16 protein-coding genes are annotated in these 17,278 nt (G+C 63.8%); 5 read left to right on the forward strand and 11 right to left on the reverse strand.

The annotated features are described in order from the left end of the window. Positions 1-5 precede the first annotated feature (5 nt). Entirely contained in the window at positions 6-104 is a 99-nt protein-coding gene (locus V7M64_RS14850) for a SnoaL-like domain-containing protein (protein WP_333680165.1), read from the forward strand. 143 nt (positions 105-247) lie between these two features. Here V7M64_RS14850 and rpoD read toward each other — a convergent pair whose 3' ends face one another. Continuing rightward, complete coding sequence (gene rpoD, locus V7M64_RS14855) at positions 248-2,113, reverse strand: RNA polymerase sigma factor RpoD (RefSeq protein ID WP_333680106.1); 1,866 nt, start codon at positions 2,111-2,113, stop codon at positions 248-250. Between the two features lie 163 nt (positions 2,114-2,276). Continuing rightward, entirely contained in the window at positions 2,277-2,717 is a 441-nt protein-coding gene (gene dtd, locus V7M64_RS14860; RefSeq protein ID WP_333680108.1) for a D-aminoacyl-tRNA deacylase, read from the reverse strand. 200 nt (positions 2,718-2,917) lie between these two features. On the opposite strand from dtd, the gene V7M64_RS14865 reads away from it, so the two are divergent. Then, on the forward strand, positions 2,918-3,796 hold the full coding sequence (locus V7M64_RS14865; protein WP_333680109.1) for a lipid A biosynthesis acyltransferase: 879 nt from the start codon (positions 2,918-2,920) through the stop codon (positions 3,794-3,796). Between the two features lie 541 nt (positions 3,797-4,337). On the opposite strand, the gene V7M64_RS14870 is transcribed toward V7M64_RS14865, so the two are convergent. The 4 genes from V7M64_RS14870 to V7M64_RS14885 all read right to left on the reverse strand — a co-directional run bounded on the left by V7M64_RS14870 (position 4,338) and on the right by V7M64_RS14885 (position 8,350). Continuing rightward, complete coding sequence (locus tag V7M64_RS14870) at positions 4,338-4,667, reverse strand: tetratricopeptide repeat protein (RefSeq protein WP_333680111.1); 330 nt, start codon at positions 4,665-4,667, stop codon at positions 4,338-4,340. Further along, entirely contained in the window at positions 4,664-6,397 is a 1,734-nt protein-coding gene (locus tag V7M64_RS14875; protein ID WP_333680113.1) for a glycosyltransferase family 39 protein, read from the reverse strand. The genes V7M64_RS14870 and V7M64_RS14875 overlap by 4 nt, the downstream gene beginning before the upstream one ends. Positions 6,398-6,504: 107 nt before the next feature. Continuing rightward, positions 6,505-7,530: a CDP-glycerol glycerophosphotransferase family protein gene (locus V7M64_RS14880; RefSeq protein ID WP_333680114.1), complete on the reverse strand. Its 1,026-nt coding sequence runs from the start codon at positions 7,528-7,530 to the stop codon at positions 6,505-6,507. A 1-nt stretch (position 7,531) separates the two neighbouring features. Beyond that, positions 7,532-8,350: a glycosyltransferase family 2 protein gene (locus tag V7M64_RS14885; RefSeq protein ID WP_333680116.1), complete on the reverse strand. Its 819-nt coding sequence runs from the start codon at positions 8,348-8,350 to the stop codon at positions 7,532-7,534. 226 nt (positions 8,351-8,576) lie between these two features. Between V7M64_RS14885 and V7M64_RS14890 the strand changes: the two genes are divergently transcribed. From V7M64_RS14890 to V7M64_RS14900, 3 genes are read left to right on the forward strand one after another with little or no spacing between them, the layout of a single operon-like run. Continuing rightward, positions 8,577-9,476: a glycosyltransferase family 2 protein gene (locus V7M64_RS14890; protein ID WP_333680118.1), complete on the forward strand. Its 900-nt coding sequence runs from the start codon at positions 8,577-8,579 to the stop codon at positions 9,474-9,476. Continuing rightward, entirely contained in the window at positions 9,473-10,681 is a 1,209-nt protein-coding gene (locus V7M64_RS14895; RefSeq protein WP_333680119.1) for an O-antigen ligase family protein, read from the forward strand. Before V7M64_RS14890 ends, V7M64_RS14895 begins: the two co-directional genes overlap by 4 nt. Beyond that, a complete protein-coding gene (locus tag V7M64_RS14900; protein WP_333680121.1) occupies positions 10,678-11,517 on the forward strand; it encodes a glycosyltransferase family 2 protein in 840 nt (279 codons plus the stop codon). Before V7M64_RS14895 ends, V7M64_RS14900 begins: the two co-directional genes overlap by 4 nt. A gap of 27 nt (positions 11,518-11,544) precedes the next feature. Here V7M64_RS14900 and V7M64_RS14905 read toward each other — a convergent pair whose 3' ends face one another. The 5 genes from V7M64_RS14905 to def all read right to left on the reverse strand — a co-directional run bounded on the left by V7M64_RS14905 (position 11,545) and on the right by def (position 17,107). Further along, the gene (locus V7M64_RS14905; protein ID WP_333680122.1) at positions 11,545-12,507 is read right to left on the reverse strand and encodes a glycosyltransferase; all 963 of its coding nucleotides are present in this window, start codon (positions 12,505-12,507) and stop codon (positions 11,545-11,547) included. After that, complete coding sequence (locus V7M64_RS14910; RefSeq protein ID WP_333680123.1) at positions 12,494-14,206, reverse strand: glycosyltransferase family 39 protein; 1,713 nt, start codon at positions 14,204-14,206, stop codon at positions 12,494-12,496. The genes V7M64_RS14905 and V7M64_RS14910 overlap by 14 nt, the downstream gene beginning before the upstream one ends. A gap of 176 nt (positions 14,207-14,382) precedes the next feature. Further along, positions 14,383-15,678 (reverse strand): 16S rRNA (cytosine(967)-C(5))-methyltransferase RsmB, encoded by a 1,296-nt coding sequence (rsmB, locus tag V7M64_RS14915; protein WP_333680124.1) that lies wholly within the window; start codon positions 15,676-15,678, stop codon positions 14,383-14,385. Further along, positions 15,675-16,601, reverse strand: a complete 927-nt coding sequence (gene fmt, locus V7M64_RS14920) for a methionyl-tRNA formyltransferase (protein WP_333680125.1) — start codon at positions 16,599-16,601, stop codon at positions 15,675-15,677. Before fmt ends, rsmB begins: the two co-directional genes overlap by 4 nt. After that, entirely contained in the window at positions 16,598-17,107 is a 510-nt protein-coding gene (def, locus tag V7M64_RS14925; protein WP_333680127.1) for a peptide deformylase, read from the reverse strand. Before def ends, fmt begins: the two co-directional genes overlap by 4 nt. Positions 17,108-17,278: the final 171 nt, after the last annotated feature.

Consider the following 17,278-nt stretch of genomic DNA (forward strand, 5'->3'; position numbering starts at 1 on the left):
CCACGATGAAGGGACGCGGCCGCCAGGATATGCGCGAGATCTGCGTGTATCACGTCAAGGGCGACAAGATTGTGCAGGAGCAATTTTTTTATGACGTGCATTGAGCGCGCGGTGGCGGTTTGATCCGTGCGAGTTTGTTGCGAGGTTGCTTCACCCCACCCAGCCCCCTACTGCACGTAGGGGAGAGGGCGTAATAAAAAAGCCCCGCCAGTGCGGGGCTTTTGGTGTGCTGCTAACAGCGCGCTGCTCAGTCGATATCGAGGAAAGAGCGCAGCTGTTCCGAACGGCTCGGATGGCGCAGCTTGCGTAAGGCCTTGGCTTCGATCTGGCGGATGCGTTCGCGTGTGACGTCGAACTGCTTGCCGACTTCTTCCAGGGTGTGGTCGGTGTTCATGTCGATGCCGAAGCGCATGCGCAGCACCTTGGCTTCGCGCGGGGTCAGGCCCGCCAGCACGTCGCGCACGGTTTCGGTGAGGCCGGTGTCGGTCGCCGATTCCACCGGCGAGCCGGCGTTCTGGTCTTCGATGAAGTCGCCGAGATGCGAATCCTCGTCGTCGCCGATCGGCGTTTCCATCGAGATCGGTTCCTTGGCGATCTTCAGCACCTTGCGGATCTTGTCCTCGGGCATCTCCATCGCGACGGCCAGTTCCTCCGGCGTCGGTTCGCGGCCGTACAACTGCAACATCTGGCGGCTGATGCGGTTCAACTTGTTGATGGTCTCGATCATGTGCACCGGGATGCGGATGGTGCGCGCCTGGTCGGCGATCGAGCGGGTGATCGCCTGCCGGATCCACCAGGTGGCGTAGGTCGAGAACTTGTAGCCGCGGCGGTACTCGAACTTGTCGACCGCCTTCATCAGGCCGATGTTGCCTTCCTGGATCAGGTCGAGGAACTGCAGGCCGCGGTTGGTGTATTTCTTGGCGATGGAGATCACCAGGCGCAGGTTAGCCTCCACCATTTCCTTCTTGGCGCGGCGGGCCTTGGCTTCGCCTACCGACATGCTGCGGTTGATCTCCTTGATGTCGGTGAGCGGCAGGAACAGCTTCTTCTCGATATCCAGCAGCTTCTGCTGCTCGCCGTCGATCTGCTCGCGGTAGGTCTTGATGTTCGGCGACCACTTCTGACGCTTGCGGCCGAGCTCTTCGGCCCAGGCGAGGTTGCCCTCGTTGCTGGGGAAGGCTTTCAGGAATTCGCCCTTGGGCATCTTGACGTGCTTGACGAAGATCTCCATCAGCACGCGCTCGTGATGGCGGATGCGGCCCACCACTTCGCGCAGGCGGCGCACGAAACTGTCGATCAGCGCGGAGGGGAGCTTGAGCTTCAAGAACTCCTCGGCCATCTGGTCGCGCAGCTTGGTCACCTTCTTGTCGTCGATGTCGGTGGCCTTGGCGGCGGCTTTCTGGAATTTGCCGTAGTGGTCGCGCAGCAGTTCCATGCGGCGCTTCACTTCTTCCGGATCGGGACCGCTGGGGCCGGCTTCTTCCTCTTCTCCGTCGCCGGCGGCCGCTTCGTCTTCGTCCTCGTCCACCTCGGCGTCGCTTTCGGCGGCGGCCAGCTCGGCTTCGGCCTGGGCGGCATCGGCGGCTTGTTCAAGGTCGGCAAAGCCGGCCAGGATTTCGCTGAGGCGGCGCTTGCCGTCCAGATGCTGGTCGTATTCCTCCAGCAGCAGTTCGATGGTCAGCGGGAAGCTGGCCAGGGCGGTCTGGACCTGGGTAAGGCCTTCTTCGATGCGCTTGGCGATGGCGATTTCGCCTTCGCGGGTAAGCAGTTCCACCGTGCCCATTTCGCGCATGTACATGCGTACCGGGTCGGTGGTGCGGCCCACTTCGGAATCGACGGCGGAGAGCAGCGCCACGGCTTCTTCGGCGGCGGTTTCGTCGTCGGTGGCGACGCCGGGCGCGTTGTCGGCGAGCGGATCGGCGTCGGGGGCGGCATCGTGTACGTCGATGCCGACGCCTTTGAGCACCGCCATGATGTCTTCGATCTGCTCCGGATCGACGATGTCGTCAGGAAGGTGATCGTTGATTTCGGCGTAAGTCAGATAGCCCTGCTCCAGGCCTTTGGAGATAAGGGCTTTGATTTCCGACTGTTGCTCGTGGGCTTTGTTATTCATACCGTCCGCCGCGGGATAGGAACCAATCAGTATAGCGATGTGATGCTTTTTTGACCAGTTTTCAAGTGAAAGATTCGCTGCCGTTCGCACGCAAAAATCGCGCCAAATCGCGGTTTTTGGCGTAAATGGAAGCATTCATGTAAGTGGCTTGCATGCCTGGCACCTAGCGCACCTCGAGCCAGAAGGTGACGGGGCCATCGTTGATCAGATGTACCTGCATATGGGCACCGAAACGTCCCATTTCCACCGTTGGATGCGCGCCGCGCGCCAAGTCGACCAGCCGTTCAAACCAGGTGCGGCCGTGTTCGGGCGAGGCGGCGCTGGTGAAGCTGGGGCGCATGCCCGAACGCGTGTCAGCGGCCAGGGTGAACTGGCTGACCAGGAGCAAGCCGCCGCCGGTGTCGGTGAGCGAGCGGTTCATCTTGCCGGCATCGTCGGAGAACATGCGGTAGCCAAGCAGCCGTTCCACCATCCGCTTGGCCTGGGCTTCGCCGTCGCCGGGCTGCACGGCCACCAGGGCGAGCAGGCCGGCACCGATGGCACCCACGGTTTCGTTGTCGACGTCGACGCGGGCGCAGAGCACGCGCTGGATAAGGGCGATCATGGATAAAGTCGGGCAGGAAGGAGGCGATAACTCTGCAGGGCGATCGGTGTTGGGTAAAGCGGTGCGTCCCGGCACGGGCGGGCGATGGTTGCCATGGATGGGTTCAACGGCCGGGAGCGCCGGGGCTTGAGGATTTCGGTCGCTCGATGGCGGCTTGCCCTTTACCCTTACGCGTTCGCTCGCCACACGCGCCATTGTCCATGCGTCCTGACATCTACGTCGTCTACCTGTTTCTGCGCCTGTTCGGCTTGCTGCCCTTGCGCTGGCTGCACGGCGTTGGCGCACTGATCGGGCGGCTGGCGTTGCGGCGTGGCGGCAGGATGGCGCGTTATACGTCGGTGAACTTAGGGCTCGTGAAGCCGCAGCTCGATGAACGGGCTCGAGCTTCGTTGGTACGCGAGGCAATGATCGAAGGCGGCAAGTCGATCACCGAGATCGTGAAAATATGGGGCGCGGGCGCCGAGCGCGCACTCGATCTGGTGAGAGAGGTGCGCGGCGAGGCGCTGTTCGATACGGCGCTGGCTTCGGGCAAAGGCGTGATCATCGCCGCGCCGCATTTGGGCTGCTGGGAGCTGCTCAATTACTGGCTATGCCGCAAAACGCCGATGGCGATTCTTTATCGACCGCCGCGCATCGCCGCGGTGGAGGCGCTGTTGCGCAAGGTGCGCGGTGCATTGGCGCCGGAGCAGGTGCGGGCGGAAGGCGCCGGTGTGCGCACCTTGTATAAGCGGCTGGCCGGCGGCGGCACGGTGGGCATCCTGCCGGACCAGAAACCGCGCGCGGGGGAAGGCGAGTTCGCGCCGTTCTTCGGGCGCGAGGCGATGACGATGGTGCTGCTGCCGCGCTTGGCGGCACGCACCGGCGCCACCGTGTTGTTTGCGTTTGCAGAGCGCATGCCGCGTGGCGAGGGATATCGCATCCACTTCCTGCCGGCACCGGAAGGCCTGGATGACGCGGATCTGCCGCGCGCCTGCGCGGCGCTCAATCGTGGGGTGGAGAACTGCGTGGCGCTCGCGTTCGCGCAGTATCAATGGCACTACAAGCGCTATTCGGCGGATAACCGGCCGAGTCCGTATTGAAGGTATCGAGGCGACGCTACTTTTTCCGCTCCATTGCTTCGGCGTCATTCCGGCGAAAGCCCACTGCTGTCCGGCACGTATTTTGCGCTGCTTCGCAGGCAATCCACATGGCCGTCATTCCCGCGAAAGCGGGAATCCATTTTCAGGCATGCACCAGGGCAAGATGGATTCCCGCTTTCGCGGGAATGACGGCCCTAAGGGATACGGCGATTTTGAGTCTTGCCCTCGGTAGATGAACACTAAGCTGCGTCATATCCATGTCTTGCTGCGGATTCGCAAAACCGTGCCGCACACTAAATGCGCTTTCGCGAGAATGACGGCCATAGAGCTGCTGGCGCTTTTCGAGTCGCGGCATCGACAGGCGACGCTAAGTGCTTGTGATCCATCATGTCGCCATGGATTTCGCAAAACGCATGCCGGACAGCAATGAGCGAAAGCTGGAATGACGTCGTTTTGGCCTTCCCGCTAGATCGGCGGAAAATTCCCCCGGACAGCAGTGGGTTGTTGCCGGAATGACGACGAGGCCATGACGGACGCCGGGCTAACCTTCGCCTTTTTGCTCAATACGACGCAGGAACACCGTCATCTCCTTTTCGGCCTGCTTGTCACCCCGCTGCCGTGCAACGGCAATGCCTTGTCGCCACGCATCGGCGGCGCCCGCCTCGTCCTGCATGGCCAGGCAAGCCTTGCCCAGCAATTTCCAGGCAGCCGAATAAGCCGGATCAAACGACACCGCGCGCCGGAATTCCGCCGCCGCCGCCGCGTGATCGCCCGCATTGAGCAACGCATTGCCCAAGGAAAACCGCAGCAGCGCGCCATCGCGCGGGCCACCGCACTGCGCGCGCAAGCTGTCGATCAACGAGGTATTCACGACTGCGGAATGCCAGGCGACGGCGTGGGCGCGGGAAAAACACGCGGCGGTTGCGCGGGTTCCGCCGGTGTGCGGCCCGCCTGCAGCATGGCCACCGTCGGCGCCGACCACACCACCACCCAGGACGAGCGGAACGGTTGTGCCAGCAAGGCGTAGCGCAACGCGGAGGCGTCCAAGTTGTTGGGATGGGTGATGATCAGGCCGTCAGGATGGTGCTTGGCGAACACTTGCAGCGCCACGCCATCGCGCAATTCGGCGATCGGTCGAGTCAATCGTCCGGCGAAGTGGAACTGGCCTTCGTAGTTACCTTCGTAAGCGACGGCATGCCCTTGCGCCTGCGCGGCGGAAATCAGTGCGGTGGTGGGGCTCAGGTCGTATTTGTGCCACAGCGTCAGCGTGAACAAGGTGTTGAGTGCCAGCGCGCCGAGCAGGCCAGCTACGGCCAGCCGACGCATCTCGCCGCGTCCGCGTACCAGCAACAGGCAACCGAGCAACAGGAAGGCAACGCTGAAAGTACGGCTGTACGGCGCGGCGCCATCCACCCACTCGTTATGGAGCGAGTGATTGAGCGTGAGATACGGCAGCGCAAACAATGCACCCGCAAACAGGATGCTGCCGATGCCGAGCGGCCAGCTACCCAGCCAGCCGTTCTCGGCGAGCTTGGCGTGTCGTTCGCGCAGGATGGCGATGGCGCCGGCGAGCAACAGCATCCAGCCACCGAACTCCGGCAACAGGTAGTACCACTGCTTGCCGCTGACCACGGAGAACAGCACGAAGGAAGGCAGCAACCAGCACAGCGCAAAGCGGATGCCGGTTTCGAATGGCTTGCGCAGCGTACCGATCGCCACCCAGGCGCGCGGCCAACCGGTGAAGGGGAACAACAGCATCGGCAGCCACACCACATACCAGCCGAACCAATGCGGATGGCTCTGCACCGATTGCGCTTGCGGCGTACCGTTCACCACGCGTCCCGCCGTCTGGGTGAAGAACAAGCGATGCCGATACGCCTCGCCACCGGCGAAGCCGGCCGGAATCGCCCACGCCAGCAACATGGCGAAGCCAAGCAGGACGGCCAGCACGCCACGCCCGTACCAGCGTGCGCGATGTTCACGCGCCCAATCGTTCCACAGCGGGCCAAGCAGCCACGGAAACACGATGTGCAGCAGCATCACCGGCCCTTTGGTCAGCAATCCTGCGCCGATCAGCAAACCGAACAGCAGCCAGCGCGGTTCGGCACGGCGCTGCGTGGGCGTCAGGCACAGCAAGGCGCCCAGCACGCAGTTGGCCAGCAGCACTTCGTACATGATCTGCAGGCCGAACAGGAACGCATACGACAACGCCAGCAACATCCATGGCGCCGCCTTTTCCACCCAGGGACGAGCGGGAAACAGGCGACGCGCGAGGATCGACAACTGCACCAGCTGCACGCCGCCGAAGATCACCTCCAGCACGCGCGGCCATACGTCGGTGACGCCGAACACGAACCAGCCGGCGTGGATCAGCCAGAACAGCAACGGCACCTTTTCGCTATATGGCTCGCCATTGATGTGTGGTACCAGCCACTGATGCCCCTGCCACATCTCCCACGCCACGGCGAGCGTGCGGGTGGAAAACAGCGGCATCGGCCCGTGCGAGAAGATCGCCAGCAGCGCTGCCACCACCCACAGCGGCAACCAGGGCCACAGGCTGCGCAAGGCTTCGGAGCGGCGGTAGGTGTTGGGTGTCGGCACGATGGCGTCGTCGTCTTGAAGATGGCGAGATTCTAGCCGGATCGAGCGCCGCGGCTCGTATCCGCGGCTTCCAGGTCCGGTTGCGCCTCACCGACTTAGCTGGAGCGTCAGGCCGGCCCCCAATAACCAATCCGCTTGCGCAGCTTGAACTTCCGCCACCAGTTGCGCGGCTTGGGCTTGCGATTGCGCCCACCCTTGGCAATGAACGCATCGATCGCATCCACCACGCGCTCGCTGGAGCGCCCGTCGTGGTACGGATGGATCGCTTCGCCGAAGTCCTTGATCGCCTGCATCAACGCAGGCGGACGCGACAGGGCACGCTGGATCGCCGGCTCGAATTCGGCAGCATCGTGGATATCGATCAGCTGCGGTCCGGGCGCACGATTGTTGAACGTCACCACCGGTTTGCCGGTGAGCAGGAATTCGCTCAAGGCCGAAGAAGTATCCGAACACATCATGTCGACCTGCGGAAACAGCTCGAGGATGTTGTCGTTCTCGGCGAAAGTCAGGTACTCGTTCTGCAGCGCCTTGTATTTCGCCACGGTGTTCGGATCCATCTTGGGATGGAAGGTGACGATCCAGCGCCAACGACCGTCGCGCGACAGGCGCTTCACTTCTTCGTACAAGGCTTCTGCCGCGCTCCATGATGGCGAGAACGTAGAGTGGTACAGGATCACCGGCGGTGTGCGCACCGGCGGCAGCGGACCGCTGATCTCGCGCATGAATGGATCGAGCTTGGGCCAGCCGGTTTCGGTGACGCTGAAGTGGCCGAGCTTTTGCGCCAGCTCTGCAAACGCCTTGGTATCGCGCGGGCCGGTGGTGCAATACAGATCGAAAAAGCCGCGGATGTAAATGTGCCGTGGCTTGCCGGCATTGAAGCCGTGGAACACTTCCACCTTTACGCCCGGAAAGAAGTGCGGCAGATGATTGCCCGGCGTAATCACCGCGATGGGTTTCCACTGGCGCACGTCTTTCACGCTGAGCAGGCGCTCGCCTTCGACCAGGTCTTCCGCGCCGGGGCCATCGAAGAACCAGGCGGTTTCGCCGCCGCGCGCGCGGATCGCTTCCTGCAGCGGGCGCAGGATGGCCAGCGCATAGCGTTCCGAGCCGTAGAGCAAGTAATGCTTGGCCATCTCAGTGATCCAATCCGCTACGGGTCAGTGCTGCCGCAGCGGTATCGCGGGAAGCGGGGTTCATGCGCATTTCGTAATAGCGCATGCGTTTGTAGGCGGCATAGCTGGCGGCGGTTTGCGCAATCGCGTAGCCGCGCCAGCCGTCCAGAAACCCCAGGCGCAATACATAGTCCTTGAAGAACGCCAGCGCAAACACGAACGGCGTCTGCCACATGCGCGTGGATTTGTTCTTGTCCATCCAGTCGCGGCACTTCAGTTCGGAATACAGCAGTACCTTGAGCTGCTTCTCCACCAGGCTGGGATTGTTGTCGTGCAGGAACGGCGCGTGAAAGGTTGCCGACGTGCCGTTGAACTGCAGCGATTCGTGCACGCGTACATCGCTCCAGCGAGCACGGTCGCGATGGTAGAAGCGCGCCATCTTCTCGCCGACCGCAGGGCGGTACCAGCGCATCGGCTTGCCCATGTAGATCAGGTGCCGGCGCAGGATCACCGCTGCCGTATCGCTTTCCATCAAGGCGGGCAGGCGGCGTTGCAGTTCGTCGGCCAGTCCCGGCGTGAGGTACTCGTCTGCATCCAAGGCAAGAATCCAGGGATGGCTGCAGTGGGTGGCGGCGAGGTTGCGCTGCGGACCGAAACCCAGCCAATCCTGGTGCACCACGCGCGCGCCATGCGCGCGGGCGATCGCCACCGTGTCGTCGGTGCTGCCGCTATCCACCACCAGCTTTTCCGCAGCGAAGGGCACACTGTCGAGGCAGCGCGCGATTTTTTGCGCCTCGTTGCGGGTGATCACAACGAGCGTGAACGGGAGTAGGGACGCCATCGGCGCATTCTAGCGGGCAACCCCGTCGCCCTGGGGCGTGAGGCGCGTTACGGCCGGCGGCTTGCCCGTTCCGGACACATTTCGTTCCGGCGCGGCGGGGTACGTTAAGATGCGCGCCACGCGAACGGCGGAACAGACTGGCCCCTCGTGCGCTCGAAACTTGCCCGGCCGCATGGCGAAATAATGCATCGGCGTTCGTGATTCTTTTCTGGATGTGTAGATCGTCATGCCCAAATCTGCCGTGGCCAGCGTGACCGTCATGGTCTCCACCTATAACTGGAAGGAGGCCCTGGCTCTCTCGCTACGCAGCCTGGCCGGGCAAAGCCGCCTGCCGGATGAGGTGGTCGTGGCCGATGACGGCTCGCGCGAGGACACTGCCGAGTTGCTGCGCGGCATCGCCAAGACCTTCCCCGTGCCGTTGCGCCATGTGTGGCAACCGGATGAAGGTTTCCGCAAGTCGCGCATCCTCAATCGCGCCATTGCGGCCGCACGCAGCGACTACATCATCCAGCTCGACGGCGACATGCTGGCGCATCCGAACTTCGTGGAGGATCACCTGGACCTGGCGCGCCCGGGACGTTTTTTGCAGGGCACGCGTATCCGCACCACCGTGGCGGAAACGGCGCGCCTGATCGGCGGGGGTCAACCGCGCTTCGGCTGGTTCGTTGATGCGTATTTCCGGGACGAGAAAGACCGCAGCACGTGGCACTTCGGGCGTCGTCACCACACCTTGCGCCTGCCCTGGCTGGCGAAGATCAAGTCACGCTCCACTGGCCATCCGATGGGTTGCAACGTCAGCTTCTGGCGCGAGGACCTGATCCGCGTCAACGGTTACGACGAACGCATGCACGGCTACGGCAGCGAAGACCTGGAAATCGACATCCGGCTACGCAACGCGGGCCTGCGCCGGGCGCAGATCAAGTTCGCGGCATTGGCGCTGCACCTGGAGCACAAGTCGGTGTCGAACATGGATCCGGCCGATCCGGAATTACCCAATAACAAGCTTTTGTTTGCCAGCAAGGAACATCACCTCGTGCGCAGTGAATTCGGTCTCGACGCCCATCTGGCAGATTTCGTCCGCTCACCGGCGATGGATCTGCGCGCGCCACGGAGCGAGCACGCATGACGGCAGCTTCGCGCGACACCACATCGCAGGAAGCGTGGACCGAAGCCGGCGACAGCACGGCGGTGAGCTGGATCCGGCGCCTGCTGATGGTGGGCATGGCGTGGCTGATCATCGGCATGGCGGTGATGCCGGCCGGTGTTTCCTACAATCCCAGCAGGGCCTACCAGGCCGTGCTGGCGCTGACGATGTGGTTGCCGACGCTGGCGCTGATCGCCATGCGCCCGCGGCGCTTGCTCGAGTTCTGCACCCTGCCGCAGATGCCGTGGGCGATCGTATTGCTGGCCTGGGGCTGGATCTCGCTGTCGTGGAGCCACGCGCCGCATCGTGGCGACGAGGCCGCGCGCAATCTCAGCGTGCTGTTGTTCCTGATCGCATGCCAGTGGGTTTTCGCTGGCCGACAAGATCGCACGCGCTGGCTGCTGACCGGTTGCAGCTTCGTGTTCGCGGCGATGGCGGTGGTGAACATGGTGAGCTTCGCACTGCACCCGCCCACCGACGGGCGCCTGATCGGCATCGGCGTGATGGCCAACGCCAACCTGGCGGCGGCCGGCATGGGCGCCGCGCTGATCTGGCTATGGCCCTGGCGCGTCGAGCATTGGGGCTGGCTGGTCGGCAAATGGATGGCGATCAGCGTGCTGGCCCTGTTTGTGTTGCTCACCTTCACGCGCAGTGCGTGGGGCGCGCTGTTCGTGGCATTGATGGCGATGGTGGTGTGCCGCGGCGATCGGCGCGCCTGGATCTATGCCGGCGTGATCTGCCTGTTGGGCGCACTCGGCGTAGCGCTGGGTTTTGAAGTGCTGATGGAGCGCGGCTGGTCGCTGCGGCCGCAGATTTTCGCCAGGTCGCTGGAGATGTTCCTGCAGCATCCCTTGCGCGGACTTGGGCAGGGCACGCCGTTCACCATCGAGGCCGGCAACGAAACACTCGATCATGCGCACAACATGTTTGCGCAGCTGGTGATCGAACTGGGTGCGCCGGCCTTGCTGCTGTGGACGGGCATCTGGTTGGCGCTGGGCTGGCGTGCCTGGCGTCATCGGCGTGACGAGCTCGGCCTGCTCGTGTTCGGCTTGTGGGTGTTTGCATCGGTGGCCGTGCAATTCGATCTGCCGCACCTGCTCGACAGCCCCCGCCCCGGCTGGCTGATCACCTGGCTGCCGCTGGCCTTGAGCACCATGCTGGGCCGGCGCGCGATGCGCCGACCATGAAAGTCTCGCTGATCATCATCACCTACAACTGGCCGACGGCGCTGGCACGCACGCTGGAAAGCGTCGCGGCGCAAACGCGTTTGCCGGACGAGGTGCTGATTGCCGACGACGGTTCCAGGCCGGAAACGGCAGCGGTGATTGCACGTGCGCGTGAAAATTTTCCGGTGCCGTTGAAGCACATCTGGCAGGAAGACCTGGGGTTTCGTGCCGCACGTGCGCGCAATCGCGGCATCGCGGCGAGCACGGGCGATTACATCGTGCTGCTCGATGGCGACATGATGGTCCACCGGAATTTCGTGGCCGATCACGTGATGCTGGCAGAGCCTGGTTTCTTCCTGCAGGGCGGTCGCCTGAAAGCCAATCACGCCGAAAGCCAGCGCCTGCTCGCAGGCGGTAAGCCGGTGTATGCGCCGTGGGTGAAAGCGAACTTCCACGAGTTCGATGGCACCAGGCGGCTCTATGCGTTCCGTGCGCCGGTGCTCGCGCGCTGGAAATCGCGTTCGCGCAACGGCGGTCGCGTGATGAGCTGCAACATGAGTTTCTGGCGCGGCGACCTTTTGCGCGTCAATGGTTTCGACGAACGCATGGAAGGCTATGGCGCGGAAGATCGCGATCTGGCGGTGCGGTTGGAGAACGCCGGTTTACGTCGCCGTGCGTTGAAGTGGTGCGCCTTGGCGATGCACTTCGAGCACAACTCTCGCGCGCAGGAAGATGTAAACGATCCGAGCTTGCCGAACAATCGATTGCTGCAAGAGAGCATCGAGCGAAAGTTGGTGCGCTGCGAGCTGGGGATCGACCGGCATCTGGCGGAGTTTGCGCAATCGCAGGGCATGTAGGCGGGGGTTTGGCTGCGATCCACCAACTTATGCGTGCAGCGCTTCCCGCAAGCGATCGGCAAATCCCGCGTGATTGCGCTCATACCAGGCGCGCGCCGCATTGCCGACGTGCTCGGTGGTTGCCGCATCCATGTTCAAGCAACGTTCGATCGCCGCTTCCATCGCCACTTCCGTAAAGCCGTACGTGGTCGCCAGGTCCTGCTTGCCCAGCACATGCGCAGCGACCAATACGCCGTGCGCGCCGGTCACCAATTCATTCATCGGTTCGGCATCCAACGTCACTACCACGGCGCGGCAACTCATGGCCTCTACCAGGTAATGGCCAAAGCCTTCGGTTTGCGAAGGACACAGATGGAAGCGGTGCGCGTTCTGCAGTCGACGGTATTGGGCATCGCCCAGATGCTCGCGTATCAGCGTGACGTTCGCGGGCGGCGGTTCGATCTCCACATGTTTGCGGCGCCATGCCACCGTCAACATCGGCCACTCCGGATGCTTGCGCCATAACGCCAGCAATGCTTGCGTGCCTTTGTTGCCGCTGCGTCCCGGGCCATGAAAAAAAGCGTGCTGGCGCGGAATGCTGGCGTCATGCCGATCTGTGCTGGTAAAGCCGACATAGCGCGTGTTCGCACCGAGTGCCTGGAACAGACGCTCGGCATGCCGGGTTTTCACCCATACGGCGTCCACCAGCGGCAACGCGGCTTTGTCTTGCGGCCGGAAATATTCCGGATTGGGAACCAATACATTGCGTAGTGCGGCGCGGATGAATTCCGGGCGAATGCGCTCCAGCATCACATTCACCTCGAACGCGGGCGGCTTGCGTGCCAGTTGCACGCGCGTGAGCCATTCGGCGAATCGTCCGCGGTGCGGCAGGCCGGTGAGGTGGGTGGAGCATCCCGCGCGATGCAGCGCATCGGCCAGCAGCGGCAGGTCGCGGCTGAGGCCGGCGCCGTTGTCGCGTGCGATCAGTTGGCAGCGCTCAGGATGCGGCATCTTCCGGCTCCGGCGTTTCGTCGGAATTCTTCGGGACGCAGTTCGGGATCACCGCGTCGGCCTTGAACAGCCACCAATCGCGACGATTCGCATGGCCGACGTTGATGGCCTTGCTGCGCTCCACGCAGTTGCCCATCGCCGGCTCCTGCACGAACAGCCAGCGCGTCGCCGGCGCCGCGGCCTGCCACTGCGTGCCGAGCACGAATTGCAAGGAGGTCGGTGCGCTGAAGCCGAAGTCGGTCGCGTGGCGATCGAGCATCAGCATGTTCTGCTCTTTCCAGTCGACCAGGCCGATTTCGTCGTGCGGACCCAGGTGCGCGCTGACGCGATCCATCAAGCCGGCCGACGAGCTGCTGGCGTTGAGCAGCGGATAAGCCCACAGGCCCCACACCAGCCACAACGCGACCATGCCACCAGCCACGGCGTAGTGCACGCGGCGCAGGCGGAAGATCGCCAGCGCCAGCCACTGCGCGGCGCCGATCACGATGCACATCCACCACAGGCTGTCCGCCGACCCTTCGAAGCCGCGTTCGTAGGCAAGCCTGGCGGCAAATGCGGGATGTGTGGCCAGCGCATACACGCCAAAGCCCAACATGCAGCCGCCAATCAGCAGCAAGAAAATGACGCCAAGCGTGCGCAGCCAGCGCTTGGCAAGCATCTCATCCAGATAGGGCGCGGTGATCAAGGCCAGCATCGGCACGATCGGCAAGATGTACACGTCGCGCTTGCCGCCCGAGGCGCTGAAGAACAGGAACACCAGCACGATCCAGCCCAGGGGCAACAGGATGCGCGCATCTTTCGATTTCAGCGCTTGCCACCAGCGCGGCAGCGTACCGGGATAGGTGAGCGACAGCGGCAGCCAGTTGTAGACCATCAACGGCAAGTAGAAGAACGGTCCATGCAGGTGATGCCAAGCATTGGCGTAGCGATGCGCGGTCTGCTTGAACAGGATGTTGTGCACGTACGCCGCATAAACCGGATCGCCGGCATGCGCACGTGCGGCCAGCAGCATGGGAACCAGCCACAGATCGATGGCCAGCAGCAGGAACACCAGGCCAAGCAGCCAGCGCCACCATGTGCCGTCATCGATGGCGGCAATGCCGTTCCAGCGCCGCAGCACTGTCCATACGTAAGGCAGCAGCATCAATACGGCGAGAAAGCCCACGCCTTTGGTGATCACGCCAAGGCCGGCGCAAAAACAGCCGAACCAGTACAACCGCCAGTCCGGCCCGCACAGCAGGTGACGCAGCAGGCCCCAGTTCGCCGCGGTGATGAAGAACACCACCAGCGGATCGATCTGCGCACGCTTGGCCTGGAACACGAACTGGATGCACATCAGTGCGCCCCACGCTGCGTATCGGCCGACTCTTGGATTCCACAGGCGCTGGCCGAGGTCGTAGATGCACCACAGCGTACCGAGCGCAGCGAGGATCGACGGCAGGATGAAAGCAACGCGCCAGCTGCGCACCACCTCGAAGCTGGCCGCTTCCAGCCACATCAGCATCGGCGGCTTGTCGGCGTAGAGCTCGACGCCGCGATGCGGGAACAGCCAGTCGCCGCTTTCGACCATTTGCTTGGCGGCGAGCGTGTAGCGGGGTTCGTCGGAAGGCCAGGGATCGCGCAGGCCGATGCCGACGCTGAGGATCAGGATGGCGAAGAAGGCGAGGAGCCAGAAATTCCGGCGGTCTGAACTCTGCACCCTCTCCCCTCCGGGGAGAGGGTTGGGGTGAGGGGCTGCACTGGCCATAGATCCCATATCTTTCGCGATGTTCTAAAAGGTCTGGCGAGAACCGATGACGGTTTGCCGCAAGATTCGCCGCTCACCCCAGCCCTCTCTCCGGAGGGGAGAGGGAGCGGTTCACGCAAGGGTGAAGGTCAGCGACGTTCAAGCACGGCATAGTACATGCCGTCGAGATCGCCATCGCCGGGCAGGATCTGCCAGCCGACGGCGGCAGCGCGGCCATCCGGCAATGACACCGGTGCGACATGCACGTCGTCGCGGCCAGCCAGGAACAGCGCGATCACCGCCTCATTCTCCGCGCGCAACAGCGAGCAGGTGACGTAGACGAGTTTTCCGCCCGGGGCGAGCAGCGGCCATAGCGCGGCAAGAATCCGCCGCTGCTGCGCGACCAGCGCCGCGATATCGCTGGCGCGCCGATGCAGGCGCACGTCGGGGCGGCGACGCAGCACGCCGGTGGCGGAACAGGGGGCGTCGATCAGGATGCGATCGTAGGGTTTGCCGTCCCACCAGGCGGAAGGATCGGCTGCGTCGCCAATGCACAGTTCCGCCTGCAGGCCGAGCCGTTCCAGGTTCTGGCGAATGCGCGTGGCGCGCGCGGCGTCGAATTCGACGGCCGTCAGCGCAATGTCCGCCCGTTCCAACAGATGGCAGGCTTTGCCGCCTGGCGCGGCGCAGGCATCCAGTACGCGTTGGCCATCGCGCACATCGCCCAGGTCTGCCGATACTTGCGCGGCACCGTCCTGCACGGCGAACAGGCCTTGCGCAAAACCGGGCATGCGCGTGATGTCGCTGCTGTGCGGCAGCACGATGGCGTCTGCCAGCCAGGCATGCGCATCGGCGCCGTAGCCGGCGGCGCGCAGTTGTTCGATCAGCGCATCGCGTGAGGTGCGGCGGCGATTCGCACGCAGCATCAGCGGCGGTTCGCGATCGCTATCGGCAAGCACGGCATCGGCCTGCGCGGGCCAATCGGCACTGATGGCCTGCACCAGCCATGGCGGCATGGCGTAACGCGTTTGCGGCTGTGCATCCAGTTCGGCGAGCAAGGTGGTCCGCTCGCGTTGCCAGCGGCGCAGCACGGCGTTGACAAGTCCAGCCAGGCGGGGGCGATTGAGCGCGCGCGTGGCTTCGACGGTAGCGGCGACGGCGGCGTAATCCTGCAATTGCAGGACTTCCAGCTGCACCAGGCCGAGCACCAGCAATGCGTGGATGTCCGGCTCCTTGCGGCGCAACGGCTTGTCGAGCAGGCGGTCGAGTGCCGCGTCGAAGCGCAACCACCAGCGTGCGCCGTCGCTCAGCAATGCCGTCAGCAAGGCGCGATCGCGCGGATCGCGCAGCTTCGGCGTACGTTGATCCAGCGCCTCGCGCAGCGACACGCCGCGCAGTGCAATATCCGCCAGCGCTTGCGCGGCGAGGGCACGCGTGTCGTTCATTGGGCGCCGCGCAGTTCGGGACGGGCGTTGAGGTAGTCGGCGGCGGTGATGCGTTTGCCGCCGGCGCGTTGCAGGACGGTGACGCGCAGCGCGCCTTCGCCGCAGGCGATGTCGATGCCGACGCGTTGTGCCGCGATGACGCTGCCGGGTGCAGCGCCATGTTGCTGATCGATAGCGTGTGCGGCCCAAATGCGTACGTTCTCGCCGGCGACATCGCCCTCTGCCACTGGCCATGGATCAAAGGCACGCACTTGTCGTTCGAGTGCCAATGCCGGACGCGAAAAATCGAGCCGCGCTTCGGCCTTCTCCAGCTTGTGTGCGTACATCACGCCTTCGTCCGACTGCGGCGTTGCCTGCCAGGTCTCGCCCGCAAGCGCGCGGCGCAAACCTTCGGTAAGTGCGTCGGCGCCCAGCAAGGACAGTCGGTCATGCAGCGAGCCGCCGGTGTCCTCGCGCGTAATCGGTGTACGACGTTCGAGCAACACCGGCCCGGTATCGAGGCCGGCTTCCATCTGCATCAGGTCGACGCCGGATTCGCTGTCGCCGGCGAGAATCGCGCGTTGGATCGGTGCGGCGCCACGCCAGCGCGGCAACAGGCTCGCGTGTACGTTCCAGCAGCCCAGGCGCGGTATCGCCAGCACCTTGCGCGACAGAATCAAGCCGTAGGCGACGACCACCATCAGGTCCGGCCGATAGCCTTCCAGCGTGGCGCGCGCTTCGGCGGTCTTCAGCGTTTCCGGCTGCTCGACCGGGATGTTCGCCGCCAGCGCCGCCTGCTTCACCGGGCTTGGCGTGAGCTTGCGCCCGCGGCCGGCGGGGCGATCGGGTTGCGTATAGACGGCGACGACCTCGGCGCCGCTGGCGCGGCAGGCTTCGAGACAAGGGACGGAAAATTCGGGAGTGCCCGCGAAGACGACTCTCACGCGCTCGCAGCCTGCTTGCGCTGTTTCTCCAGGCGCTTGAGCAGGATCGAACGCTTCAGCGGCGACAGGTAGTCGACGAACACCTTGCCGGCCAGGTGATCCATCTCGTGCTGGATGCACACGGCGAGCGGGCCTGCCACTTCCAGTTCGAAGGTTTTGCCTTCCACGTCCTGCGCGCGCACTTTCACCTTCAGCGCGCGGGTGACGTCGGCAAAGATGCCCGGGAAGGACAGGCAGCCTTCCTGGTACACCTGGGTGCCGTCTTTCTCGAGGATCTCGGGATTGATCAATGCCAGCGGCTGGTTGCGTTGCTCGCTCATGTCGGCCACCAGCACGCGCTTGTGCACGTTCACCTGGGTGGCGGCCAGGCCGACGCCATCGGCGTCATACATGGTCTCGAACATGTCATCGACGAATTGCTTCAATGCCGCGTCGAACTCGGTGACCGGTGCGGCCTTGGTGCGCAGGCGCGGGTCGGGGAATTCAAGAATGGTCAGGACAGACATGGATAGGCACCTCGGACGCCGGAAATGCGGGCGAATTGGTAAAAAGCCACCCGGCCGCGGTCTAGAATGTGGATATTGTACGTGCTTCAACGTGCTGTCGGCGCACGATTTTGCCAACTGGCGCGGTGTTGCTTGAGTTAATGCTTCGGTTACACTCGCCCGAGCGTAGGG

The organism is Dyella sp., from assembly GCF_036746095.1.
In the GTDB taxonomy this organism is placed as follows: domain Bacteria; phylum Pseudomonadota; class Gammaproteobacteria; order Xanthomonadales; family Rhodanobacteraceae; genus Dyella_B.